The 26,800-nt window shown below is 39.1% G+C and carries 20 protein-coding genes and 8 tRNA genes; 8 read left to right on the forward strand and 20 right to left on the reverse strand.

Annotated features, from left to right (window positions below):
• Window positions 1-66 precede the first annotated feature (66 nt).
• The 3 genes from AS4_RS17775 (at window position 67) to AS4_RS17785 (ending at window position 4,336) form a co-directional block, all read left to right on the forward strand.
• On the forward strand, window positions 67-627 hold the full coding sequence (locus AS4_RS17775; RefSeq protein ID WP_096735053.1) for an SdpI family protein: 561 nt from the start codon (window positions 67-69) through the stop codon (window positions 625-627).
• Between the two features lie 159 nt (window positions 628-786).
• Window positions 787-3,426 (forward strand): PepSY domain-containing protein, encoded by a 2,640-nt coding sequence (locus AS4_RS17780; protein WP_096735054.1) that lies wholly within the window; start codon window positions 787-789, stop codon window positions 3,424-3,426.
• Between the two features lie 124 nt (window positions 3,427-3,550).
• Window positions 3,551-4,336 carry a YdcF family protein gene (locus AS4_RS17785; RefSeq protein ID WP_096735055.1) on the forward strand — a complete coding sequence of 262 codons (786 nt, stop codon included), beginning with the start codon at window positions 3,551-3,553 and terminating at the stop codon, window positions 4,334-4,336.
• Window positions 4,337-4,369: 33 nt separating this feature from the next.
• Here AS4_RS17785 and AS4_RS17790 read toward each other — a convergent pair whose 3' ends face one another.
• From AS4_RS17790 to AS4_RS17835, 10 genes are all read right to left on the reverse strand, one after another.
• Entirely contained in the window at window positions 4,370-4,837 is a 468-nt protein-coding gene (locus AS4_RS17790; protein WP_096735056.1) for a DUF2750 domain-containing protein, read from the reverse strand.
• A 75-nt stretch (window positions 4,838-4,912) separates the two neighbouring features.
• A tRNA-Val gene (locus AS4_RS17795) sits at window positions 4,913-4,988 on the reverse strand.
• A 186-nt stretch (window positions 4,989-5,174) separates the two neighbouring features.
• Window positions 5,175-5,251, reverse strand: a tRNA-Asp gene (locus AS4_RS17800).
• Between the two features lie 8 nt (window positions 5,252-5,259).
• Window positions 5,260-5,335 (reverse strand) — tRNA-Val (locus AS4_RS17805).
• Window positions 5,336-5,442: 107 nt separating this feature from the next.
• Window positions 5,443-5,519, reverse strand: a tRNA-Asp gene (locus AS4_RS17810).
• Window positions 5,520-5,527: 8 nt separating this feature from the next.
• Window positions 5,528-5,603 (reverse strand) — tRNA-Val (locus tag AS4_RS17815).
• Between the two features lie 72 nt (window positions 5,604-5,675).
• Window positions 5,676-5,752: transfer RNA gene (locus tag AS4_RS17820), tRNA-Asp, on the reverse strand.
• Window positions 5,753-5,796: 44 nt separating this feature from the next.
• Window positions 5,797-5,873: transfer RNA gene (locus AS4_RS17825), tRNA-Asp, on the reverse strand.
• A gap of 23 nt (window positions 5,874-5,896) precedes the next feature.
• Window positions 5,897-5,972 (reverse strand) — tRNA-Val (locus AS4_RS17830).
• A gap of 272 nt (window positions 5,973-6,244) precedes the next feature.
• Window positions 6,245-6,643 carry a YbaN family protein gene (locus AS4_RS17835; protein ID WP_096735057.1) on the reverse strand — a complete coding sequence of 133 codons (399 nt, stop codon included), beginning with the start codon at window positions 6,641-6,643 and terminating at the stop codon, window positions 6,245-6,247.
• A gap of 226 nt (window positions 6,644-6,869) precedes the next feature.
• Between AS4_RS17835 and AS4_RS17840 the strand changes: the two genes are divergently transcribed.
• From AS4_RS17840 to dapE, 3 genes are all read left to right on the forward strand, one after another.
• The gene (locus AS4_RS17840) at window positions 6,870-7,715 is read left to right on the forward strand and encodes a DUF1853 family protein (protein ID WP_096735058.1); all 846 of its coding nucleotides are present in this window, start codon (window positions 6,870-6,872) and stop codon (window positions 7,713-7,715) included.
• Window positions 7,716-7,830: 115 nt separating this feature from the next.
• Entirely contained in the window at window positions 7,831-7,971 is a 141-nt protein-coding gene (locus tag AS4_RS17845) for an entericidin A/B family lipoprotein (RefSeq protein ID WP_004723791.1), read from the forward strand.
• Between the two features lie 156 nt (window positions 7,972-8,127).
• Window positions 8,128-9,261, forward strand: coding sequence for a succinyl-diaminopimelate desuccinylase (dapE, locus tag AS4_RS17850; protein ID WP_096735059.1), 1,134 nt, complete (start codon window positions 8,128-8,130; stop codon window positions 9,259-9,261).
• 76 nt (window positions 9,262-9,337) lie between these two features.
• Here dapE and AS4_RS17855 read toward each other — a convergent pair whose 3' ends face one another.
• The 6 genes from AS4_RS17855 to pilG all read right to left on the reverse strand — a co-directional run bounded on the left by AS4_RS17855 (window position 9,338) and on the right by pilG (window position 17,912).
• Window positions 9,338-9,802, reverse strand: a complete 465-nt coding sequence (locus AS4_RS17855; RefSeq protein ID WP_096735060.1) for a hypothetical protein — start codon at window positions 9,800-9,802, stop codon at window positions 9,338-9,340.
• Between the two features lie 8 nt (window positions 9,803-9,810).
• Window positions 9,811-14,337, reverse strand: a complete 4,527-nt coding sequence (locus AS4_RS17860; protein WP_096735061.1) for a hybrid sensor histidine kinase/response regulator — start codon at window positions 14,335-14,337, stop codon at window positions 9,811-9,813.
• 145 nt (window positions 14,338-14,482) lie between these two features.
• The gene (locus tag AS4_RS17865; RefSeq protein ID WP_004817697.1) at window positions 14,483-16,552 is read right to left on the reverse strand and encodes a methyl-accepting chemotaxis protein; all 2,070 of its coding nucleotides are present in this window, start codon (window positions 16,550-16,552) and stop codon (window positions 14,483-14,485) included.
• Window positions 16,553-16,594: 42 nt separating this feature from the next.
• The gene (locus AS4_RS17870) at window positions 16,595-17,131 is read right to left on the reverse strand and encodes a chemotaxis protein CheW (RefSeq protein WP_004723799.1); all 537 of its coding nucleotides are present in this window, start codon (window positions 17,129-17,131) and stop codon (window positions 16,595-16,597) included.
• Between the two features lie 3 nt (window positions 17,132-17,134).
• A complete protein-coding gene (locus tag AS4_RS17875; protein ID WP_004723801.1) occupies window positions 17,135-17,503 on the reverse strand; it encodes a response regulator in 369 nt (122 codons plus the stop codon).
• A 25-nt stretch (window positions 17,504-17,528) separates the two neighbouring features.
• The gene (gene pilG, locus AS4_RS17880; protein ID WP_004723803.1) at window positions 17,529-17,912 is read right to left on the reverse strand and encodes a twitching motility response regulator PilG; all 384 of its coding nucleotides are present in this window, start codon (window positions 17,910-17,912) and stop codon (window positions 17,529-17,531) included.
• Window positions 17,913-18,196: 284 nt separating this feature from the next.
• Here pilG and AS4_RS17885 point away from each other — a divergent pair, with 284 nt between their 5' ends.
• Window positions 18,197-18,838, forward strand: a complete 642-nt coding sequence (locus tag AS4_RS17885) for a hypothetical protein (RefSeq protein WP_096735062.1) — start codon at window positions 18,197-18,199, stop codon at window positions 18,836-18,838.
• Between the two features lie 249 nt (window positions 18,839-19,087).
• Window positions 19,088-20,803 carry a proline--tRNA ligase gene (locus AS4_RS17890; RefSeq protein ID WP_096735063.1) on the forward strand — a complete coding sequence of 572 codons (1,716 nt, stop codon included), beginning with the start codon at window positions 19,088-19,090 and terminating at the stop codon, window positions 20,801-20,803.
• A 97-nt stretch (window positions 20,804-20,900) separates the two neighbouring features.
• Here the strand turns inward: AS4_RS17890 and AS4_RS17895 are convergent, their stop codons facing one another.
• From AS4_RS17895 to AS4_RS17910, 4 genes are all read right to left on the reverse strand, one after another.
• Window positions 20,901-21,860, reverse strand: a complete 960-nt coding sequence (locus tag AS4_RS17895) for a DUF6160 family protein (RefSeq protein WP_096735064.1) — start codon at window positions 21,858-21,860, stop codon at window positions 20,901-20,903.
• A gap of 95 nt (window positions 21,861-21,955) precedes the next feature.
• Window positions 21,956-24,445 (reverse strand): DUF6160 family protein, encoded by a 2,490-nt coding sequence (locus AS4_RS17900; RefSeq protein ID WP_096735065.1) that lies wholly within the window; start codon window positions 24,443-24,445, stop codon window positions 21,956-21,958.
• 21 nt (window positions 24,446-24,466) lie between these two features.
• The gene (locus AS4_RS17905) at window positions 24,467-25,219 is read right to left on the reverse strand and encodes a DUF6160 family protein (RefSeq protein ID WP_004817710.1); all 753 of its coding nucleotides are present in this window, start codon (window positions 25,217-25,219) and stop codon (window positions 24,467-24,469) included.
• A gap of 16 nt (window positions 25,220-25,235) precedes the next feature.
• Window positions 25,236-26,792: a hypothetical protein gene (locus AS4_RS17910; protein WP_096735066.1), complete on the reverse strand. Its 1,557-nt coding sequence runs from the start codon at window positions 26,790-26,792 to the stop codon at window positions 25,236-25,238.
• Between the last annotated feature and the right edge of the window lie 8 nt (window positions 26,793-26,800).

Consider the following 26,800-nt stretch of genomic DNA (forward strand, 5'->3'; position numbering starts at 1 on the left):
ATAGGTGCACTAAATCTTGAGATTTAGTGCTAAACTCTGACTAGATTTACATACATTACTGACACTATGACTGCCAAGAATATTTACGCTTATACCTTACAACCTGTTCCGTACGAAGTTTCGGAAGCCGAACAACGCGGCGCTCAACTTGCAATTTGGCGTAGTACCAATAAAATTGGGATTAAAGCTTGGGCAATCATGGGTGTAGCAGTCATACTCTCATTACTTGGCATCGCTTTAATTAAAAACTATTCAACCATTATTTTTTGGGTGGTTCTTGCTTCGGTTGCCATCTATCTTTTGGTTCGCAAATTCGGTCTTGAATGGTATGTAAAACGCAAGATGAATGAATTTCCAGTTCAGGAAATCAAAGGTGTAAAATTAGGTGTACAGCCAAGTGGTATTGTGATGCGTCAACAAATGGGTGTACAAGAAGGTGTTGGAACAGTGGCTTGGAAAGACATTTATGAATGGTACAACACCCCTGAATTCTTACTGGTAAACTTTAAAGTCAAAGGCCAACAAGGCGCATATATTCTACCTAAACGTATGGATAGCAAGAATTTCCCCTTTGAAACACTGCGTAAACATTTAAAAGAAGTTGTTGGTGAACCCAAGACACTTTAATTTAAAATTTTAAAAGGCCTCCATTTTTGGAGGTTTTTTTGTACTTCGCTATTTTAATAAAAATGATAATGAGAATAAATATTATCTGCAAAATTCATTATCTCTCCGATTTATTCAGCTATAATTTGCTATCAAAAATATTCTGCCCTTTGCATTGCCATGTTTAAAAAGACTTTTTTTCAAATTCACTGGTTTCTAGGGATTACAGCTGGTTTAATTCTCTCAATTATGGGAGTGACTGGTGCAATCTATTCTTATGAACAACCTATTCAAAGATGGTTAAACCCAGATAGCTACACGGTAAAAGTTGAAAATCAGGCAAAACTCACGCCTGCTGAAATTTATCAACATTTCCAAACCCAAAACCCTGAAATGAAGATCAACAGTATTACTGTCGCGAAATCCGCTGAAGAGGCTTCAAACATTAATATTGTCAAAGAAGGCGCTCGTAGAGGTTATACCATGATGGTAAACCCTTACACGGCTGAAGTTCTTCCTGAAGTGAAAGGCAAAGATTTTTTTCAATTTATACAGCAACTGCATCGTAACTTAACTGTGGGTGAAGTCGGTAAACAAATTACTGGCGCCAGTACCTTGATGTTAATTTTCTTTGTACTCAGTGGTCTCTATTTACGCTGGCCGAAAAAGCATTCTTTTAAACAATGGTTTGCCATTAAGCCTAAACTCAAAGGTCGTAATTTTCTTTGGGACCTACATGCTGTAGTCGGAACGTGGGTGGTGATCTTTTATTTACTTTTAGCATGTACAGGGCTGTATTGGTCGTATGACTGGTGGCGTAATGGTATGTTTAAAGTAATGGGGGTTGAACGACCTCAGCCTGAAATGCAAGCAGCACGTGGTGGAGAAGGTCAAGGGGCTTCGGGCAATCCTCAACAACAACCACAACAACGTGGCGAAAAGCAAAATTCAACGACAGGTCATCAACAACCAGACCGTGAAAATAAGCATGAGAATAAAGAAGGTTTAAAACCAGAACAAATTCAACATGTACTTACTCAAACATGGAATGGGTTTAATGCTCAAATTAAACGTGACTATTCGACCCTGACTGTTTCGATCCCTAAAAAGCCAGATGGTAAAGTTGAACTCACCTTTGTTGATGCTATTCCACAACATGAGCGTGCACGAAATAAAGCAACCTATAACTATCAAACTGCACAAATTGAAAAATTAGACTTATACGAAAGCAAACCACTCAATGAAAAAATCATGGGAAGTATGCTCCCTGTGCACCGTGGTAGTTTCTTTGGCCCAGTTTTTCAATTCATCGCAATGCTTGCAGCATTGGCAATGCCATTATTTTTTGTTACTGGATGGATGCTGTATTTAAAACGTCGTAAGCAAAAGCGACTCACCCTTGCTGCAAAACAAGCGGGTTCAGCAATTCAAATTGATCCAAACGCAACACCTTGGTTAATTGCTTATGCCTCTCAAACAGGAATGTCTGAGCAATTGGCATGGCGCACCTCAACCAGTCTGCAAGAAGCCCATCAGCCAACAACGGTAAAAGCTGTACAACAACTCTCTGAAGATGATCTCAAGCAAGCCAAACAGATTCTCTTGATTGCAAGTACCTATGGTACAGGTGAAGCACCTGACTTAGCCTCGCACTTTGAGAAAAAGCTCATGGCTACATCATTGGATCTTTCGCATTTAAAATATGCGGTTCTAGCATTGGGTTCACAAGACTATCCTGAGACCTATTGTAGCTTTGGGCATCGCATAGATGCATGGTTAAAACATTCTGGTGCGCAACAATTGTTTGCTACGCTTGAAGTCAACAATGGCAATAATGCAGATATCCAACATTGGAATGACGCTTTAGCAAAAGCCACAAAACTCGATCTACAAACAATGTCTATTGATAAAGTTTTTGATCAATGGCGTCTAACAAAACGAGAATTACTCAATCCAAACAGCTTAGGCGCACCCGCATTTAATCTTGAATTACAAGCCAGTTACGATACAGCTTGGCAAGCAGGCGATATTGCTGAAATTCAAACGGGAAATAGTCCAGAACGTATTCAATTGTTCTTGGATAAATATCAAGTTCATGCAGAGACAAAAGTGGATTCACTCGAACAAAGCATTCAAGAAGCGCTTTGGAATCGCGATTTAAATGTTGCTATTGAACCTTTTGCCAATATGGAACACTTACTCGAGCAACTCCCTACGCTACCAACTCGTGAGTATTCGATTGCCAGTATTCCAAGTCAGCAAGTGTTGCGTTTGGTGGTTCGTCAGCAACAAAATCCTCAAGGTGAGCTTGGTCTCGGTTCTGGTTGGCTGACAGAACATGTGCAATTGCGTGATAAAATTGCCTTAAGAATTCGTAATAATGAATCTTTCCATTTAATTACCGATAACCGCCCGATTATCTGCATCGGAAATGGTACCGGGATTGCGGGATTAATGAGTTTGATTCATGCCCGTGTTCGTATGGACTATACTGAAAACTGGTTGATTTTTGGTGAACGCCAACAAGCAAACGATTATTTCTTTAAAGATACAATTCAAGCTTGGCAAAACACAGCGATGCTAAAACGTATTGATTTAGCTTTCTCTCGTGATCAAGCTGAAAAAATTTATGTACATCATAAACTACGTGATCATGCCGAAGAACTGAAAAAATGGGTGGCCAATGATGCGGTGATCTATGTCTGTGGCAGTATCAATGGTATGGCGACTGATGTTGATCTCGCTTTAATTGATATCCTTGGAGAAGACACAGTTGAACAATTACGTTTAGACGGTCGTTATCGTCGTGATGTTTATTAGGGTCTATTGAATAAATTTACCCGCCAAAACCGAGCTCGATTGCTCGGTTTTTTTTGATTCATATATAATAAATACACAGATTTCGTTTAGAATTAGACTAATTTTTAATGATTTGTTTTCACCCATGTATAACAATAAACTCTTCCGCATTGTCTTTTTTTTGCTGGGATTTGTCTTATTCCTCGATGGATTTATTTTAATTTTATATAAAAAAATCCACTTAGGAACAATACTCCCTTTGCTGATTGGCTTAGTCTTTATCAGTACAGCGCTATGGAGCCAACACATTCAGCAGTATTTGGCCCAACACTTAAAGTTAAAGAAAATCTGGCGCTTAGGATGGGTTCTATTTACACTTTGGTCAGTCAGCTTAATCGGCTTCTTTGGTTATATCCACTTAAAATCCCAACAAAATACAGCAGAAAATAATCTACAAGCAATTATTGTTTTAGGCAGTGGCATTACCCAAGGGAAAGCCTCACCGACCCTGGCAAAACGTTTAGATCAAGCTGGTGAAATTGCAAAACAACAATCACAAGCTTTAATCATTGTCAGTGGTGGTTTAGATTTTGGTGAAAAAAAACCTGAAGCAGAAATTATGTCGCAATATTTACAAGAGCATATGCAAATCCAGGCCAGTAGAATCCTACAAGAAAATAAAAGTACCAGTACTGACTTAAATCTAAAAAATAGCCAAGCGATTTTAAAAGCGCATGGTTTAACTTTAGACTCTAAAATTGCGATTGTGACCAGTGATTTTCACACCTTACGTGCCGCAGCAATCGCCAGAAAGCAAGGCTATCATAACTTTATTACTGTAGGTACTGAAACTCCACTCACGACACGCTATAACGCATGGTTAAGAGAGTATTTTGCTTATATTAGCGGTTGGGTGCTCGGTGAATATTAAGGCACAGAAAGCCATATCATTGTTTGTACAGCGTTACTGATGTAAGCGAATTTTACGTGGTAAGGGTAAGCGTTTATTGTTTTGAAATAACTCAGGTTGAGTCGTATACATCTGATATAAATAATTTTTGATATCGAGTAAAAATTTATTTGTCGAAACTAAAATATTCCGCCCTTCAGGGGTTAAATTTATAGAAATTGCAGTATTATTTTGTTTGATAAAAGGAATCATCTGTTCAATAAAAACAATGAGTTCAACTTCTTGTACTTCATAACGGCTCCAGTTATCTTTAATCAGAAGTTGTGCCAAATTTTTACTTTGCCAAACAGCTAAAGACTGTTGCCCTGTCGGTGATGCGGACAAAGCCCAGCCATCATCATAAAGAACAAAAACCTTGGTTTGTGAAACAATCATTTCGACAAAATGTTTGTATTGGTCTAGAGTTTGGACTGAGTTTTTTTGAGTTGAAGACGCAGCTTTACGTTGATATGGATTTCGCATAGAAAATTTATTTTTAAAATACTTATGCTTATATATTATACAGAAGTTCTAAACAAATAACTAGATTGGAAAATGTGGTGGGCGCTGACGGGATCGAACCGCCGACATTCTGCTTGTAAGGCAGACGCTCTACCAACTGAGCTAAGCGCCCTGAGTGTGGATAAACAAAGTTGTTTACTCTGTTTGAACCTATAAGAAAATCGATGATTTAATCTTAAGTTCTATCCTAAAGATGGGGGAGTAAGCGATATGAAGTCTATAATGTTTGATCTTTAAAAATCAAAAAACTTCAAATTCTTACTATTCCAAATATCTTGATCTCAGGAAATAAGATAAATGGCGCAGCGGACGGGACTCGAACCCGCGACCCTCGGCGTGACAGGCCGATATTCTAACCAACTGAACTACCGCTGCGTTGTATATGGTGGGCGCTGACGGGATCGAACCGCCGACATTCTGCTTGTAAGGCAGACGCTCTACCAACTGAGCTAAGCGCCCTGAGTGAGGATCATCACAATATTACTTTATCAGAACATAAAAGAAAACCATATTCCCTTTCAAATTCTTATACATCCAAATATCTTGATCTCAGGAAATAAGATAAATGGCGCAGCGGACGGGACTCGAACCCGCGACCCTCGGCGTGACAGGCCGATATTCTAACCAACTGAACTACCGCTGCATTGTATATGGTGGGCGCTGACGGGATCGAACCGCCGACATTCTGCTTGTAAGGCAGACGCTCTACCAACTGAGCTAAGCGCCCTAAACTAGAATAAATAAAAAACTATTTAGACTCTAATTCAGTATTACATGTCACTGCAAAATCATTCTAAAGTGGCGCAGCGGACGGGACTCGAACCCGCGACCCTCGGCGTGACAGGCCGATATTCTAACCAACTGAACTACCGCTGCACTTTAACAAATGAATTGCTATACATACGATGATTGAATTTAAGTGGCGCAGCGGACGGGACTCGAACCCGCGACCCTCGGCGTGACAGGCCGATATTCTAACCAACTGAACTACCGCTGCACTAAAAATTCAACGTTAAAGCTTGGTGGGCGCTGACGGGATCGAACCGCCGACATTCTGCTTGTAAGGCAGACGCTCTACCAACTGAGCTAAGCGCCCTAACGACTTCATCGTTTGTGAGGTGCATTATAGAGAATCTTTACTGAGTGTCAAACGCTTTTCTCCATGTTTTACCTATTTTAGGTTTGAGTGATTAAAAAATAGATCATTTTAGTTTAAATTGGTGTTTTTTGTTTATTATTTATCTATTTATAAAATATTCAAACCCATATTTTAATTAAATTGAGTAGATCATTTAATCAATATTCTAACCCTATTATCTATTTGCTATAAACTTAATAAAATATTCGGTGCTAAATATCAAATAAAGGCTATTCAGATTTATCCATTTCATTCAGATTTTTTACAATAGGTTTTGGTTCAGGGCGCAACCAAAGCCAGATAGCCACAATCAACATGGTCACATCGGTAAAAATCTTCACAGCCAGTGGCGCATTGGTGAATAACATCATCACCCCACTGATCAACATCATTATACTGGCAATCCACTTTGCTTTACGTGGCACAGTACCATTTTCACGCCAAGCACGAAGCGTTGCACCATATTTTGGATGATTGAGTAACCAAGCATCAACCTGTGGCCAACCTTTTGATGCCGCCCAAGCCGCTAAAATCAGAAAAACTGTCGTTGGCATTCCTGGTAATATTGCCCCAATAAACCCGAGCACAATAAAAACAATCACCAATGTTCGCCAAAACAAAACTTTCATAGATTAACTCAATCTGTCCATACGACTAGTATAGCGTCCAAATGATTTTGCCAGTATATTTTAAATCAATTGAAATCATTGTATTTTAAAATCATGATGTTCATCATTTCCAATACAGTCAAAATTGCGCTTGCATGTTTATCCACTTATTTGCTTGAATCTCAACACGCTAAAGACCTTTTCTTGAAAATAAACTGAGTGAGTCCTCAGTTTAGGACAACATACAATGACAGACTACTTTGAACCTTGGTTAAAGTACAAACATCCTATTGTTCGTCAATTGGCTTTTTGCATTGCCAGCCCCAATATTATTCAACATCTGCCTGATGAATTAGAAATTAAAAATCATTTTGAAATACACAACACGGCGTTTTGGCAGCAACAATATATAGATTTTCAAACGCGCTTAGATCAACTCGATCATAACCCCACCCCACTCATTGAATTTGTACAACAGCTTAAAAGCACACGTTTAGGCTTACGTTTTGAATATTTATTTTGGTTCTGGTTACAAGATAAAGCCAATCAACACTATCAACTGATTCAGCATAGCATCCAAATCATTGAAGCAAAGAATACATTAGGCGAAATTGATTTCCTTGTTCGTAATCAGGCCACAAATCAGATTGAGCATTGGGAAATTGCTTTAAAATACTATTTAGGCGAATCAAACTTACACTTAAAGCATTGGTATGGTCTAAATCGTAGCGACACCCTTTTACGAAAACTGAATCATTTCTCAGAAAAACAATTTCAATTTACCGAGGCTTTAGATCTTAAAATTGAAAAGAAACTGGCTGTGATGAAAGGACAGCTTTATCTGCCTGACAATAAAGACGATGTTGCACCGCCCTCATGGATCAACACGCAACGTCGATTGGGTCAATGGGGACATCACATTGCAAAAGATTTTTACCGTCTACAACGGCATGAATGGATTTGCCCAGATCTAAAACAAAGCTCAGCTGCTGCCCAATTTTGGTGTAATGGTTTATATCATGATAAAAATAGCCTGCAATTTTATATGTACCGCCAAGCTCCTCTAGCGCTTTTCTTTGACATAAATGCTTAATTATTCACGTTTCTTATACATGGATTTACCAATCCACTCATAAAAACATAACGATATATTAACCCGATGCTCGTATACTAAAATTCTAATTAACGCGTGAAACACGGAGATAGTAATGAAAAAAATTTTAGCAGTTTCAATGTTATTCGCTTTTGTTTTAGCTGGTTGCAACACATTTAAAGGTGTTGGTAAGGATGTATCTAAAGCGGGGGATGCTGTTACGAATTCTGCAGAAAAAGTTGAAAATAAATTGTAAGTATCAACTTCATTCTACAACATAAGCCTTATCTCAATAGATAAGGCTTTTTTAATGCCAATTTAAATAGTTTTATCCTTTCTCAAGCTTTAAGGTTTTCATTCGGTTTTATCTTCCTCTATTATATTGTTCAATTTACTTACTTGATCAATGTCCATGAATCATTCGGATACCTTAGAACTAAGTTTACAACTTCTTCGCCAGCCTTCTGTGACACCTATAGACCATACCTGTCAAACCATCATGGCAGATCGTCTGTCTGCTATTGGCTTTAATATTGAAAATATGCGTTTTGAAGATGTTGATAATCTTTGGGCAAGACGCGGAACGGCATCTCCAGTTTTCTGTTTTGCAGGTCATACCGATGTTGTGCCTACAGGTCATCTTGATGCATGGGAGTCTGATCCATTCCTACCTGAAATTCGTGATGGCAAACTCTATGGTCGTGGCAGTGCTGATATGAAAACAGCATTGGCTGCAATGGTGGTTGCATCTGAACGTTTTGTAAAGAATCATCCGGACCATAAAGGTTCTATTGCTTTTTTAATCACCTCTGATGAAGAAGGCCCTTCTATCAATGGTACGGTTAAAGTTGTCGAAACCTTAGAAGCACGTAATGAAAAAATGACATGGTGCCTTGTCGGTGAGCCTTCAAGTACTGATACACTGGGCGATATCGTAAAAAATGGCCGTCGTGGTTCATTAAATGCAGTGTTAACAGTAAAAGGGAAACAAGGCCATGTTGCCTACCCACATTTAGCCATCAACCCCATTCATACCGCGTCAAAAGCTTTAGCTGAACTCTGTGATACGGTATGGGACAATGGCAATGAATACTTCCCTGCGACTTCATTCCAAGTTTCCAATATTCAGGCAGGTACAGGCGCAACCAATGTTGTACCCGGTACGATGACCGTTACCTTTAACTTCCGTTACTCAACTGAAGTAACTGCAGATCAACTCAAATTACGTGTTCTTGAGATTTTAGATCGTCATCATGTTGATTATGATATTGAGTGGACGTTATCAGGTTTGCCCTTCTTAACCCCAGTCGGTGAATTGGTCAATGCTGCACGAACTGCAATTAAAAATGTGACAGGAACAGAGACCGAACTTTCAACCAGTGGTGGGACTTCTGATGGTCGTTTTATTGCTCCGACAGGCGCTCAAGTGCTTGAGTTAGGTGTTTTAAACGCAACGATTCATCAAATTAATGAGCATGTGAATATTGCTGAATTAGAGCCTTTGGCTGAAATCTACGAACAAATCTTAGTCGAATTACTCGCTTAAGTTGAGCGATTTTCACTGAGTAAAAAAGGACGCATTTGCGTCCTTTTTTACAGATAAGTTTTGAAAGCATTACAGATCAAGTCTTCTTTATCCCAATCTGTAACTGGATTTGATCCAAATCCGGCACATGATAAGTCTTATCGCCAATTTTCACATATTGTAAAATCGTCTTATCTTTGATGCTATCCTCTGCGTCGACCACTTCTGAAATCCGTAGCCGTATCGAACTTGGCATTTCATTGCACATCAAGGCAAAACGCTCGTCTGCATCTTCCCCTTCAATGATCAGTGCGACACCCAGGGTCTTTTTAGGATCACTGACACTAAATGTCGGCAACTTCTTTTCATGCCATTCCACGACATTGACATAGGTTGGACTATTCTGAGCAGAAAGCACCACATTTTGGGGTAATAACATTGGTGCTTTATCATAACAATCAATAATATATGCATCAATAAACCCAGTAGACACCGTAATTAAATGCTGTAATTCCCGTGTGCTAATTTTATCAATTGCAGATTTTTCAATACTCTTTGTCATGAGCGTTCCTATTTAACCGTCAACAAAGCTTCAATATTTTCCAATAAATCAGCTTCTTGGAATGGTTTACCCATATAATTTGTCACACCTAAGCTAAATGCCCGTTCACGATGTTTTTCACCTGTTCTTGACGTAATCATGATGATTGGCAAATCGCGGTGAATTTCGTGATGGCGAACCAAGTTGGTGACTTCAAAACCATCCATTCGTGGCATTTCAATATCCAGTAACATCAAGTCTGGTTTGACATTTTCAAGTTGCTCAATCGCATCCACACCATCTTTCGCAGTAATTACATCGAAACCTTGGCGTTCAAGCAAGCGTGAAGTGACCTTACGAACGGTAACTGAGTCATCCACAATCATAATCAAACGGCGTTGATCTCGATGACGTTGTTTATCATGTTGAAGATGTTCAGCACTACCACGAGTAGATGCTTGAACTTGTCGTGCAATATTTTGCCCATCCAGAATCAAACACACCTGACCATCACCCAGAATAGTTGCACCCGCAATTGCATTGATGGTAGCAAACTGCTTACCAATCGGTTTAACCACAATTTGTGAACGTGAACCAATTAACTGATCAACCAGAATGGCAATCGATTGCCCCAAGCTTCCCTTGATCAACAACACTGGCAATGAATGTGCAAGCCCATGTAACCGTGGAGTGACTTGATTCGAGGTAAACTCCCCCAAATAACGTAGCTTATAGCTTTGGAAATCGATATCAAAATAGTCATTTTGAGTTTCAAAATATTCTTCCAAAGCGGCTGGGGAAATTCGAACAATACGATCAATTTGCGATAATGGAACTGCAAATTGCTGATCACCCACTTTCACCATCAAGGCATCGCTGACCGCAACTGTTGTAGGTACAGTAATCGTAAAGGTTGAACCATGCCCCAACTCAGAACTGACACTCACTTGTCCACCAAGTGATTTAATTTCACTTTGTACAACATCCAAGCCAACACCACGACCAGAGATTTGTGTCACTTGTTGCGCTGTACTAAAACCTGGATGGAAAATAAACTGTAGGATTTCCTCAGGCTCTAACTGTTGATCCGTTTTGATTAAACCTTTTTCGATTGCTTTATCACGAATAACTTTTGGATCAATTCCTTTACCATCATCTTTAAACGATACAAGTACATCTGTACCTTGACGGCTAATATTCAAATCAATTCGACCAGTCAACGCTTTGCCCGACTTCTGACGCTGTTCCGCATCTTCAATCCCGTGGTCAATCGCATTACGCAACATATGCTCTAACGGTGAAACTAATTTTTCCAGAATATTACGATCCAACTCCCCTTCAGTATTATTGACTAAAAGTTCAGTGGGTTTATTCACGGTTGAAGAGGTCTGGCGAACCAAGCGCTGTAATCGAGGTAACAGTCTTGAGAATGGTACTAGACGAGTACGCATCAAGCTTTCCTGAATTTCAGCTTGAATACGAGATTGCTGAAGTAATAAACCTTCAGTATCACGAATCTTTTCAGCCAACGTGGTTTTAAAATCAACCAAGTCAGATGCCGATTCAGCCAACGATTTTGATAACTGGTTTAGAGATGAATATTGGTCCATTTCTAAAGGGTCGAAATCAGCATAGCGAGCGCTTAAATCGCCATGTTTTGCAATGATTTGGCTTTCTAACTCACCTTCCATACGGCGTAGCTGATCTGCCAAACGTTGAATAGCCAACTCCATATCAGTCAGGGTATTCCCTAACTGGCCCAAATCCATCTCAATACGTGAACGGTTGATCGCGTTTTCACCAGAAAGGTCAATCATTTTTTCAACCAAATCCGCAGAGATACGAATCATCTCATTATTGGATTCAGTTTTTTGTGACAGATCCCATTCACCCAACATTGACGGTGGCTCTGTACCATCCCCCTGAACAAACTCACTGATCGATTGCTCAAAGATTAAGTTTGTTCGAGATAGTTTTTCTGGAAGCTGTGCGGATACATCAACATATTCAATACTATGTAGGCTCGATTTTAAGCCTTCAAAATTATCATAGTGATGTTTAAAGATTGCAGCATCTAGCCAATGAAAGGTTTTTTCCAATAAACCATCATAAACATTCGAGTTAAAATTATGTAAACCAAATTGCTCAAATGCATTTTCTAATTCATATGCAATATCAGCCACTTCTTCCAATTTCACCATTTTTGCACCGCCTTTTAAGCTGTGTGCAATACGTTGTAATTGGAGTAGGAAACTACGGTTGCTACGCTGATCAAACCATTGAGATAAAATGCTCAAACCATCATCAATCAGCTCTCGTGCTTCTTCAATAAAGGTTTCTCGAGCAACAACTTCAACAGGATCTAAACCTGCATCTTGATTTGCATCTATAAACAATTGAGCATCATCAATTGCAGGTTGTTGATCTTGATCCAACGGTTCAGTTTCAAGCAGTTCTGGAGTTTGATCAATCGCTAAAATGATATCATCTGCAACATATTCAAGTTCATGCAAATCTACTGCATCATGACTAAATTGTGGCTCAACCGCAGTTGATGCTTGAACAGCTTCAATCGGACCTTGCTGATCAATATTGTGTAAAACACTGAGAATATGAGTAGCTGGATAATCAATTGATTTTTCACGGATCAATTGAATACGATCTGCCACATCATCTTGAATTAAACGAATCGCTTGAATAATGTGTGGTTCTGCTTTGAGTTGACCTTTAATCACGCGTTCATAAATGGTTTCCAACTCGTGCGCAATCAAACCAATATGGGTGGCTTGCACCATATTTGCACCACCTTTTAAGGTATGCAAATAACGCATCAAATTGTTTAATGCGGTTGTGTCATCAGGATGGCTTGACCAAGTATTTAAGTCATGGTCCATTCCAACCAACAATTCGTCGGCTTCTTCAATAAAAATATCGAGAACATCAGCATCAAATTCACGTTGACTATGTTCTGAGTCAATATTCTGTTTATCCAGATTAATTTGCGTCAGTACATAGTTCCCTACTGATTCAACAGGGTTCGCTGCCATTGAGACTGTATCTGGCTGCTGTTCAGTATCTAGCGCAGTCCTTGTTTCAACAATTTGACCAGCAACACCAGTGTCTATTTCTTGATGTAAATAGTCATGTAACTCAGCCAAAATCGCTTGTGTTGATTCATTTAGGCTGACTCTTTGTCCTGAGGCCAAAGTATCGAATAAATGAATAAATTCCTGATGGGCCTTAGAAAACATTTCAAAAGCATAATCAGTATTTAATAAATCTGGCTTGCGAATAACTTGTTCATAACCATCTTTTAAAGCAAGACTAAAATCATGAATGCCTTGTGCAGCACGATTATTGGTATGATCTATCAACATCTGCGCTTGTTGAGCCAGTTGTTGGAAATATGCTGGATATTCAACTTGGGCGCGCTTATCAAACTCAAACTCGGCATCAAGTAATAGATCGATCTCAAGATCAACCAATTGTGTGACTAAACCCGTTTGTGAATGTTGATATTGGTGTTGGAAATCGTAGCGTTCCCAAGCATCATTAAATTTTTGATAAATGGTTTGTAGCTCAACAGCTTGATTACCTTTCAGCTTTAAAACATAGAGATAATCACTGACAAATTCAGCATAGTAAGTCAGTAGCGCATTTTCATTTTTTGAGGACTCGGTATCTTCTTGAACCAATACTTTAAATAAATGCTCGACCTTACCACTTGCTTCAAAGACCTCATTGACATGCGCCATTGAAGAACTGCCACGCAAAGTATGCAAGGCACGAATCAAGCGATTATATTGATCAGGCGTATGTTCTTCTAAGTGCAAAAATTCTTTAATTGCCGCCAGATGCTCCTCTGACTCTTCAACAAAGATTTCCAAGGTTTCAGAGGTTAAACTATCATCTGCAACAGTCGATTCAACTGCCACTTCTTCTTCAGTCGTATTTGTAGAGCTATCTGCAACGAGATCAACCACATGCGGAGTGGTCACTGAGGTTACTGCTACTGTTGCAGTATCTTCACCAATCTCCAAACCAGTAATGACATTTTCATTATCCAGTGTATTTGATAATGCCAATAACTCGTCTAAAGCAGGTTCTAAGCTTTGTTTCTGTTGTAGCTGTTGCCCCAAATACACCAAAGGTGCTAAATCTAAATGATGCGGTTTTCGATTTAAAAACTCTGAGTAGAGTTTGAACTTATAAATATTAAATACTGCACTTACATAGTGTTGAATCTCGGAAGTAAGTTCCAGATTTTTCGTAATAATACGATTTAATGTATCTTCAACAGTCCAAGCAAGTTCACCAGAACGTTTAGCCCCCACCATACGCCCAGACCCCTTAAGCGTATGAAAATAACGGCGAATATTGACCAATTCGGTATCTTTAAACTCTTCGAGTTGCCATCGATCAAGAGAGGTTTGTAGCTGTTCAAAAATTTCTTCAAGTTCTTCTACAAAAATTTCTAAAATTTCCTCATCCTGACCAAGATACGCATCTTCAGGTAAAGTAACGTGTTCCACTAAATGTTTTAATATTTCTTTCATAGCTCAGGCTTCTATGTTAGTTCCCGTCTTTGGGACTAAAACCTTTCAAAATACAGTCAAGCTGAATGGCTTTAGAAGGCGTTCCATTCTGTGCAATAGCCACTTGTTACAGTCGATATTGCACATATATAAAGTATCAATCGTTTTAGTCAGGTAGTTTAAAGTCTGAAACTGATTGACGTAATGAATCCGCCATACTTGCCAACTCAGAAACCGAACGGGCTGTATCAAATGTTGCACCAGTGGTTTGTGAAGTAATTTCTTGTACGACATTCATCGTATTTGCAATATGGCCTGCTGAAGCAGACTGCAATTTCGCCGACTCAGAAATACTTTCAATCAAACCAGCCAAGTTACTTGATACTGTTTGAATCTCACCCAAGGCGACACCCGCATCTTTTGCAAGGTTCGCACCACGCACAACTTCCGAGGTGGTTTGTTCCATTGAAATTACGGCTTCGTTGGTATCGGTCTGAATGGTTTTAACCAGTGTTTCAATCTGTTTAGTTGCAGATGCTGAACGTTCAGCAAGTCGCTGTACCTCGTCCGCAACCACGGCGAAACCACGACCCGCTTCACCGGCCATAGATGCCTGAATTGCTGCGTTTAATGCCAAGATGTTGGTTTGGTCAGCAATATCATTAATCAGCGATACAATGTTACCAATCTCTTGAGAAGACTCACCCAAACGTTTAATACGTTTAGAAGTTTCTTGAATCTGCTCACGAATCGTATCCATACCTTCGATTGAACGGTTTACTACATCTGCACCATTTGATGCAATTTGTACGGAACGCTGTGCTACCTCTGCTGATTCAGCAGCATTTGCAGATACGTGGTCAATTGACTGTGCAATTTCATTAATCGCTGTTGATGCCCCTGCAATCTCTTGCGCCTGATGCTCAGAAGCTTCAGCCAACTGGTTAGTAATCTGTTGGGTATTCTGCGTATATTGTGCAACTTCTTGAGAAGTGTCATTAATTCGAGAAACTAGGTCACGTAATTGGTCAATCGCAAAGTTAATCGAATCGGCAATTGCACCAGTGAAGTCTTCCGATACCGTTGCATACGAACTTAAATCACCATCTGCCAAATCGGCAATTTCATCAAGTAAACGTAAAATCGCATTCTGGTTACGGTCATACTCGTCTTGTAAACGTGTTACACGAACTTTATCTGACTCACTACGTAAACCGAGTAGTTTAAATACAGCAAATAAGAATGCGCCGAGAGCAAGAAGTAAAATCAATGCAGGTAAAATCGTACCCACACCAGTATTTACCGAAAGTCGATCCAAACCTTTTAATAAATTATCCGATTGAGCAAAGATGTCTGACGATGCCTGACGTACTTTAAAAATCTGATCAGAGTTCTTTAGTACAGAAGTTGATGCCAATTGCACAATTTCATTGTAATCCGCTTTAATACTTTCTAAAGACTCACGTAGTTCAGGTTTATCAATACGTGTTACACCTAAATCGGCACTCCCATTGAGTTGCGCATTTAAATACGTACCAAATGTTTCAGTATCTGCATTAAAGTCGTCTGCTGAAGCACGGGTATTATCCGAACCACTTAATACTGAACCAATAGAACGTAAAATACGTTCTGCAAGGAATACTTGGTTTTTCGCGATAACAACCTGAGTACTTGACATGTTGTCACGTGCCATTTGGTCAACCATTGCGTTATATTCCGCCTGCATGCCCGGGATCACATCCGCAACAGCAATGTTGGTGTCATATAATTGGTTAATGATTTTTTGGTGTGTCGCAATCATGTCGATATCAGCAGAAACTTGTTTCCAAGTTTTTTCAACGCCTTCCACTTGTTTTGAAGACGCATGAATATCTTTGACGACATCTAAGTTTTCTTTAAATTTCTTTTGCGATGCAACTAGAGCATCAATTGAGTCTTTCGAACCCGATGCGGTGGCTTCAGTTGCTTGACGTGATAAGGTCTGTGATAAAAGTTTTAATTCACCCAAGCTACGAGTTAAGTCGTTATTTCGAGGAACTGTATAGAATAGAACCAAAAGCAAAATAATCGCAACGATGATGCTGGCAATTGCCATTTGAATAAATGGCTTTGATTTGTCGCTTTCCCCAAACAACTTAGCAAATTCATCAATTTTTGATTTGGTTTTGGTTAATACGCCTGAACTACTTTTTTGAGCAGTATCCCCTGTATTTTTCTTCTTTAGTTTAAAGCCCATTCAGCTTCTCCCGATTCGCTTAACTCTCATTAGGCGTCAAAGCTAGTTTATAAATTTTTCTGATGCATTCATGTATTGAGGATCATTTAACAAACGACTAAACAAGAATATATTCCAAGCCTGATTATGCTGCTGAAAATATCCCTGACAATAGGTTTGAAGGTTTTCTTCTAATTGATTGTTTTTAGAAAAAAAGCCTTTTTTATTAAAATGTTGAATCCCCAAAACCTGATCTACGATCAGACCAACATAGTGGTCATTATGACTAATACATAAGACTTTTTGAGTAGGTAGAAATTGGCTTCTTTGCCCCGTTAAATAAAAAGCCAAATCAGAAACTGACAATAACCGTCCGCGAATATTCGCTAAACCTCTCACCCATCCCTGAACATTGGGAACGGGTGTGTATTTTGGCGGATAAATAACTTCTGAAACCTCACCCAAAGGCGCAACAAAATATTGCCCCATCATTTCAAATGCAATGCCTGACCATCGGTTTACTTCATTTTCATTGTCAGCGTAATTTTTATTTCCTCGCTTAGACAATCGAAGTAATTCGATAAATCCATTTGCTGCCATACATTATCCTGCTTGTAGATGTTGCTTAATCGTACTGATCAGCTGATTCTCATCAATCGGTTTGGTTAAGTAGTCACAAGCCCCTTGACGTTTTCCCCAAACGCGGTCGGTTTCTTGATCTTTAGTACTTACAATCACAATTGGAATATGCTTGGTGGCTGCACCACGTGCGATCTGACGAGTCGCTTGGAAACCATTTACACCAGGCATAACAACATCCATTAACACAAGATCCGGCAATTCAGCTTGCGCCAGTGTAATACCATCTGCACCATTGGTTGCTTCAATCACTTCAAATCCATGCTTAGCTAGAATTTCTTTAAATCTAAACATTTCTGTTGGTGAATCATCAACTATTAAAATTTTTGTCATTATTTCCCCCAAATTAACCGTTCATTTAAGCAGTCACATGATTGCGAATAGCATTTAATAGTTCATCTTTACTAAATGGTTTTGTTAAATATTCATCTGAACCGACAACACGACCTTTTGCTTGATCAAATAAGCCATCTTTACTGGATAACATGATGACTGGAATATTTTGATAATTTTGGGAGTTTTTAATCAAAGCGCAGGTTTGATAGCCATCCAGACGAGGCATCATGATATCAACAAAAACAATATCTGGATTTGCTTCAGCAATTTTAGATAAGGCTTCAAAACCGTCTACAGCAGTGACAACTTCACAACCTTCTCTTTGTAATAATGTTTCAGCAGTACGACGAATGGTTTTAGAATCATCGATCACCATGACTTTTAGATTTTGAAATTTATCGTCCATTTAATGCCCCTTTCCGTAAGCTTGGAATGAATTGTGCTGTACAGATTTATTTTTACAATTAATCATGTTTTTTTAACATATATTAACTCACTTTATCAATGAACATTTCTTGTCGGAAATCTCACTTCAAACAGTAAAACACAGTAAAGCTCACATAAAAAAAAATATTCTGCTTTTTTTTAGAAGTTAATTGTTTATTAAAATTTTGTAACCACATAAAATGACCAAAGATAGTTTCAAAATCATATAACTTACATTGATTTTTTGGGGATGGTAGACTTTAAATGGATAGAATAATCTATTACCAAAATATAGCGTCAAAAACAAAAAAAATATGCAATACCGCCCTTTCAGTCAGCTTACTCATCTGTACTTTATCGGTCTATGCTGATACGCCTCAGGCTAAAGCGGTATGGTATCGATATTATGATAAAAATGGGGTGGCCAATATCAGCACCTCGGTTACACCAGCACACATAAAAAATGGTTATGAAGCGCTTGATCGCAACATGCAAGTGATCAAACGTAATCATGCTTATAATGTCGAAAAAGATTTACAGCAATCGACGTCACGCGCATCTGAAATGCGTAAATTAGAACAAGATGCGCGCTTAAAGCGTGCCTATGGCAACTCATCTGTCGCTATTAACAAAAGAAATGAACTTCTAAGCAATATAAAACAACAAATAACACTACAAAACCAAACACTTAAACAACTTCAAAGTGATCGTATTATACTTAAAAGACAAGAAATGGAATATTACCGCAAAGGTAACTCTGTTCCTGTTACACTCAAAGATCGGATCAAATACAATTCTGAAAACATAGATAAAACAAAGAATTATATTGGAAGCCTACAAGACAACTACCGCAAGACACAAACCTACTATGATGATATTATTAACCGCCTTAAAAAACTTGAATAATCACCTTTTAATTCGGAATTCCTTGGCTCTATTATTGATAAAAACTAAACAAAACAATATAAATGATTTAAACAACCTTTCACGATATCGGATAATTTCAAGTTAAAACCAAGCTCTGATCGTATCGCCAGTATAAGAATATAAAGTTTTCAATTTAAACAATCATTAAAAATGTTCAGCTTATTTTTTTATCGTATTTTTTTATCGTATAATCATTCCTTTAAATCTAAAAATTTTAGGACAGTTTCCATGCGCGCGAGTCGCTTTTTATTTGCAACGTTAAGAGAAACCCCAAACGATGCTGAAGTCATTTCACATCAGCTCATGTTACGTGCTGGGATGATCCGTAAATTGGCTTCAGGTTTATACACTTGGTTGCCGATGGGTGTACGTGTGCTCAATAAAGTTGAAGCGATTGTTCGTGAGGAAATGAATCGTGCAGGTTCTTTGGAAACATTAATGCCCGTGACGCAGCCAGCTTCACTATGGGAAGAATCTGGTCGTTATGTACAATATGGCCCAGAGCTGTTGCGTTTTAAAGACCGCCATAGCAATGACTTTGTTCTTGGTCCGACACATGAAGAAGTCATTACGGATTTGGCTCGCAATGAATTAAAAAGTTATAAACAACTTCCAATGAATTTTTATCAAATTCAAACTAAGTTCCGTGATGAAATTCGTCCACGTTTTGGTGTGATGCGTTCGCGTGAATTTATTATGAAAGATGCTTATTCTTTTCATGTCGATCAAGCGTCATTACAAGAAACTTATGATGTTATGTACAACACCTATTGCCGAATTTTCAGCCGCTTAGGTTTAAATTTCCGCCCTGTTCAAGCAGATACAGGTTCGATTGGTGGTTCAGGTTCACATGAGTTTCACGTACTTGCATCAAGTGGTGAAGACGATATCGCTTTCTCGACCGAATCTGACTATGCGGCCAATGTTGAAATGGCTGAAGCAGTATTGACTGGTGAGCGCGCAGCACCCAGCCAAGATCTAAAAATTGTAGACACTCCGAATCAAAAAACCATTGCTGATGTTTCTGCATTTTTAAATACAGATCCAGCGCAATCGGTAAAAGCCTTACTTGTACAAGGTATTGCTGATGAAAAGGGTCATGTTCCTGTAATCGCGTTATTCCTGCGTGGCGACCATGAGCTCAATGAAATTAAAGCTGAAAAGCATCCACTGATTGCCGCACCTTTAACATTTGCAACAGATGTTCAACTCAATGCTCTTGGGTTAACTGCGGGATTCTGTGGACCACAAGGACTGGTTGAGAAAGGCTTAACTGTGATTGTTGACCGTGCAGCCTCTGTGCTTTCAGATTTTGTTGCGGGTGCCAATGAAGTAGATAAGCATGCCACTGGTATCAACTGGGACCGTGATGCAACATTTACAGAAGTTTTTGACTTACGTAATGTGGTTGAAGGTGACCCATCTCCAGATGGTCAAGGCACGATTTTAATTAAACGTGGTATTGAAGTCGGTCATATTTTCCAATTGGGTACCAAATACTCAGAAGCACTCGGCTGTAAAGTTTTGGGTGATGACGGCAAACCATTAGTGGTGACAATGGGCTGTTATGGAATTGGTGTAACCCGTGTAGTTGCTTCCGCGATCGAACAAAACTTTGATGAGAAAGGTATTATTTGGCCATCTGCAATTGCCCCTTTCGAAGTTGCAATTGTGCCAATGAATGCGCAAAAATCTCCACGTACGCTTGAAGCAGCTGAAGCACTTTATGCTGAATTACAAGCCGCAGGCTATGATGTATTACTGGATGATCGTAATGAGCGTCCTGGTGTTAAATTCTCTGACTTGGAATTAACAGGTATTCCTCACCGTATTGTCATTGGTGAAAAAGGCTTAGATGCTGGAACTTTTGAATACAAAGGTCGTAGAGATGCCGAATCTGTAAATTTAAGCAAAGATGAGTTATTGGCTAAATTAGTGAAGTAATTTTTCAATCGCATTAAAAAAGCCCTGAAATAAACTAAACCCTATAAGTCACACAACTTATAGGGTTTTTTATGCTTTGGTATTTTATAGACCATCATTACAGACCATTAATTTTGACTTTTAAATCTGTAACTGATGTTCCGATTGCCCCAAAGTTCCCCATCGAGCCATTTTGCAGACCATTAAAAGTCCCTGCCGCACTTGCCCCACTCGTTCCCATAATCATCTGATTGATACCCAGATCAAACTTACTCGATTCACCCGTATTACCAAAGACAAAACCTGTTGGTTCAACGCCAGCATAGAAACCGTTTAATGAAAAACCATTAACCTTATCTGTTCCAGTTAATTGGAAGTTAAAATTTGCACCAATATCGCTATCATCAGATAAAAGTGCAATAGCACAGCCTGATCCTGTACCACAAATCGATTGAATTGCCCCACCAAAAGCAATCATACGCCCTTGAGGTGCATTACCTAACTGTAAATTAATGGTGGGTTTGGCTGCAGCAAAGTTGATATCAAAACCATCATTCAGTTTTAAAAATTTAATGACATCGGGTTTTTCACTGGTTCCTGTAAAAATAGATTGATATCCAGCAGGTCCTGAAGATGAACTCGCTCCAGCCAAGTAAAGTGCAAATGGAGAAACTTTAATCCCAGTAATATTACTTGCAAAGCTCATTCCGATATTGGCAAAAGGTTTACCACTTGCTCCACCTGTAGCGCCCCCATCGGTATCCATGACTATGTTCATCGTTGGGGTATTTGAAGCGCCTAGAAAAGTGATATCAACAGTTTGGTCAGCAACCGTACCAGCACTTTTACCCGCAAGAACCAGCGATGCTTTATTTGCATCATTCACAGTTGAGCCTAACCCGTCACGATCAATAATTGAAATTTGATTGAGTTGAACTTTACTCAAATTTATACCAACATTTATCCCATCTTGCCCCGTTGTTTGGGAAAGACTTTGATCATCCATAGGTTCCATTGCCAGCGCAATTGGACTCAGTATCAATAATGATATACATCCTAGGTTTCTATTTTTTTTCATTATCCTAATCCTTAGGAAAATTTATATACTGCCTACCACATCACAGTCTAATCAGAAATTCTGTACGATAAAAGCACTAGCCGACCAATAACGCATTAATTCCGAGGAACAATGTTAAATTCACTGGTCAACCGACCTCCTGTCAACGCAATTTCACCTAAGCGTGCACCCGAAACTAAAGCCCCATTCATAGATGGAGGATAGAAGTTTAAATCTCTCGCTCTAAATACACCGCCGACTGACTGTGTTGGATTAAATTGTAAACTTGCATTAAATCCAACCTGACCAGTCCCACTCGTTGAGTTTTTACTGAGCACAATAGCATTGTTAAAGCGAATATCACCCGTCAAATTATCTAAACCAAGTATAGAACCATTGACAGGATCACTAATCTGGATGGTGTTATTTGTAGCTGCTAATTTTAAATCACCCACAACTGTTAAACGATTGCCTGTGCCATCCGCTTTAATTTCACTATTTGGAATAAGTGACAAATCCATATCCCCACCAAAGCGAAGTTTTAGACCAAACAACACATCATCACTTTTGGCGAAATTATTGGAATCAGATGCTCCCTTGTTGCCACAAGCGACGCTTGCTGTTGCAATACCACCCGCACATGATGCATAGGTTGTACCAGGTAAATAACCTGCCGCAACTTCAGCCGCCATCACCACCAACATATTTTTTAAACTTAAATTTAAACTTCCGTTTTCCACCCCAATACTGCCATTGCCTTTCAGCAACATATCGATGTTTCTTAAACCTAAATAATAGTCTTTAGAGGTACCGGCAATCGGAACACCTGCATCATTTTTTACCTGACCACCATCAATCACCAAAATCGAGGTTGTTTTATTGCCAAGCTTAGTTGAACCACTTTTATCCACACCCTCTGTACTTAAACCTAAAGAAAAACCGAGTCTAGAAGTTTGCGTACCCGCTGTAGCTGCGACACTGCTTTTCGTACCATCTGCTGAATAGTAATAGGCTTTATCAGCATCAACAGTTGTGCCATACATCGCTAAATTGGCATTTAAGTTATAAAAGGGTAAAGCTAACCCCCACTGATTATTTAAACCACTCTCTGTAAATAAATTACCAGCCGCAACGCCGGCTGCGGTGGTAAATCGCCCGCGCCTAGAGATAGATTGGAATTCCCCACCACGAATTGAAGCGACCACAGCATAAGGACGATTACCCGCTGATAGGGTCGTATAAATATCTTGTTTATAATCACTTAAATTGGTTAAAGCCTGACCATTACCAAAACTTGAATTTTGGAAGGTTGTGTTTACAGGTATCGTAACTTGCTTAGAGTCGGTAAGATTTAAAAAAACATTTCCTGTGTCAAAAGAAGCACGCGTTCCCTTTTGTAAACCGGTTAAATTACCAAACTCAAAACCGTAACTATTTAATCCAGCACCACCAATTTCCAAAGTTGTTGCATCGCCACCACCAGCAAGCATGGTGTCACCTTCTTTGGTGAAATCCGTCTTCATACGAAATGCGATACCTGAACCACCAACAATATCTTTTCCAGTGTCTGCACCACTCGAATTAACAGCAGAACCAATTAAACTACTGGCATTCTGTACACCACGAAATTGCAATGAACCATTCACCATACGCCCACTTGCACCTACGCGAATCAGCCCTTTAGCACCTGTTGGCGTATTATAGCTATCGACATCATAAAGCGATGTAGGATTGATGCCTTTATTATTCACCATAATTTCAAGATTTAAACCCGCATTGGTTGTGGAAGTCCCATTTCCATAACTGCCTGTGTTTATAAAACCCGCCTTTAATGAAGCTGGATCAACCACACGGGTTAAGTCCACATAACCATAATTCGTATCTGGTGCCTGATTTGCACCCGCGATATTACTTCCAGAATTCGTTTGTAATTTAAAACCTTCAGCCGCATCGATAAACGCAAAACCTTTTCCTTTAAAGTTAAAATTAAAATTCTTTAAAATCAGTTGGTTTAATTGATTTGTGGCACTGCTTTGGCCTAAATAGATGTTGGCATTTTGAAGCCCTAAAGTTAGCTCAACTTGATCTGTTTTACTTAAAAGACCATTGCTTGTTTTTAATCCAATACTGGTATTTGAAGCCGTTTGTACCGCTAAATTACCCAACTTTGCACTACAGCGTGCTCCACTTGGATCACTATCACAAACACGAAATGAATCGACGGTCATCAGCATAGGAGAAAGTGATAAATCTAAATTCACTCCAGTTTTGCCCGCAACAGTTCCCATATTAAGCTTGATATCTGCTTTTAATGGATCTGTAGAAGTATTGCTCTGTTGTATTTTAACCGTATCTGCAGTTGCAACGAGGGCTTGACTGGTTGCATCTGCTTCTGCGCGACCTGCCTGATCAGTCCAGTACAATGTTTTGATATTAGCTTCTTTTAAGCTTGCCTCTATGTGTACGCCATCCTGTCCATTTACGTTTCTTAAATCGCTATCATCTAAAGCTTGTAATGCATAAACAGGTGTATGTATAGCCAACAAACTCAAAGCCAATGTATTTAAAATAAATCTTTTTCCATGTTGTTGTTTTTTAATGTTCATCCTTAAACCCTCAGATTTATTTTAGCAACGCTTATTCATTGTAGAATCACAACTAAACATCATCAGCTTGCCCTGCAGAACAAGATTACCGTTCATTTGTACCCCCATAAAACCGGTTTCTCGACCCACATCATAATTATTTGCGGTAGAGCCATTAGCACCCGTTGTTTGAGGTTTTGCTACATATTTATTGGCTTTTAAATAACCATACTGGCCTTCCGTTGCACCCGATGAATTTTCCGTAACTGTTCCATCTGGATTGGTCTTACTGGTGAAATCATCTTTTTCGATAGAAAGAGAATTGAAGCCAAAATTACGAATTTGAATCGGTTGATTCGCATCAAAAGATAACTGAATTGCGGGCTTGATCATCTGCATAGCAGTGGTATTTTTATAGACCAAATCAACACCATCCAAACCCAATTTCTGAATATTAATTGTCCCTTGTACACCTTTAAAGACCACCCAAAGTTTATTCCCTTCAGTACTACTGGCTAAACCATTTGCATCAACATAGCGATTATTGACAGACAATGCCAAATGGCAAAATTGTAATTTCTCACAAATACCGCCAGTACCATTATCAAACTTATAGGCATTATTTGTGGTGTAATATGAATCACTTGCATTAATTTGATTCAGTACCAATTTTAAAGATAAATCTGCACCAGCTTGCCCTTCGACTTGCTGCATATCTGAATCAGTTAAAGCCTCCATCGCTGCCAAATGAAAACTCACCAAACTGGTTAAAATAAGAAGTACTGTTTTTTTCATTATATTTCTTCCTATCCTATAAGCCTTTGGTGGTTATTTTCATATGCTGAATCAGCATTCCATCAATCAAGGCAGATCCTAAGTTATTCTGTGCATTTGAACTGGTGGCATTATTTAATTGATTAAATGAAACCCCTACAGCCCCTGCTGATTTATCTGCAAGTAAAGTCTTCCCTGCATCCATACTATAAACAGTCCCTATACTGATACTACTGTGTGTTGCCGAACTGCCTTGATAACCCGCTATTGAACTTGTGCCGCAGTTATAGACATTACAAGTGGAGCCTGTATATGAAGTATCCGCCCCTGTATAATCTGTATAGATCTTCTTATAAATTGATTCTTTATTTGGGATCCTAGCCAGCTCTATACTAAAGTTTGTTCCATCAGATCCGAGAATCAAAGGCTGATATAATGAACCGAGCACCAAATTGGTATTCAAATTATAGATATAAATACCTTCTTTATCTGAAAAAGTCGGTGCTGTTCCGCCATTAATTGCTGGAGTCGATAAGATGTCTTGCGCTGCTGGAGTGGTACAACCATTCAAGTTACCAACTCCACATTCTTGAGTGCTAATCCTAAAAACATGGCTCATCAAATTCGCTGGAGCAGTCCATGAGTTTGCTGTAGATGTTCCCAATAATTTTGAACCATCACCACTATTTAATCGTATAACACCAGCCAAACCTAAAGTATTGTTATAAAAAGCACTCATACCACCCGTATTTGTAGCACCACCGAGCGTTTGGAATAATTGAATTTTACTGCCATTTAATCCAAAACCGTTAAAGATACCTTGTAAGCGAATACGGTTTGCTCGCCCCGTCGCAGTGGTACTAAACCCCTCGCCTAAATTAAATTGATTTGGATCTTTGTCAGCTTTACTTTGATCGCGTACAAAACCATCTGCCCAAAATGCAAGTTTAAGGTTATATGCATCTTCCCCACCAACATCATTAATAAAAGCACTGGTCGTCACTGTTTTCTTATCGGCAGCAAATGAATATAAATTTTCATATAACGGCGCTTCAAAATTTAAATATGTTACAGAACCCGCACCTGCACCAAAGTCAGGTACATTGAGGTCTGTTTTTACATTGAATATCCAAGGGTTGGTTGCAGTTCCCCAGCTTTTAATCGCAGCATTCGCTACGCCATTGGTTGATCCCGCATCTAATCTAAGGTTGGCATTATTGCTGGCATTTTTAGACAACGCTAAACCATATAGATATAAATCAGCTTTCCCGACTGAATGGTCACTGGCATTCACAACACCATCTTTATTGGTATCTTGAACGATTGATGATAATGGTCCCACAGGAACATAATAGATATAGCCCGTGTCTAAATTACGATTTGTAAGCACAGTATCTTGAGTTTGGTTAACTCCAGCGCCCTGAAAAACCATATAAGTGTCTCTAGGCAATAAGGCAATACCTTCGCCTGTGGTATCACTTAACTTTTCATCAGACATTTCTTCGAGTGCGAAGCAAGATTGGCTTAAACATAAACCAATGAAACTCACCAAAACGGTTTTATGAAATTTTACCGTATAATTGAGTGTAGTCATCCACGACC

The sequence above is a fragment of the Acinetobacter guillouiae genome, assembly GCF_002370525.2.
Taxonomy (GTDB): Bacteria; Pseudomonadota; Gammaproteobacteria; order Pseudomonadales; family Moraxellaceae; genus Acinetobacter; species Acinetobacter guillouiae.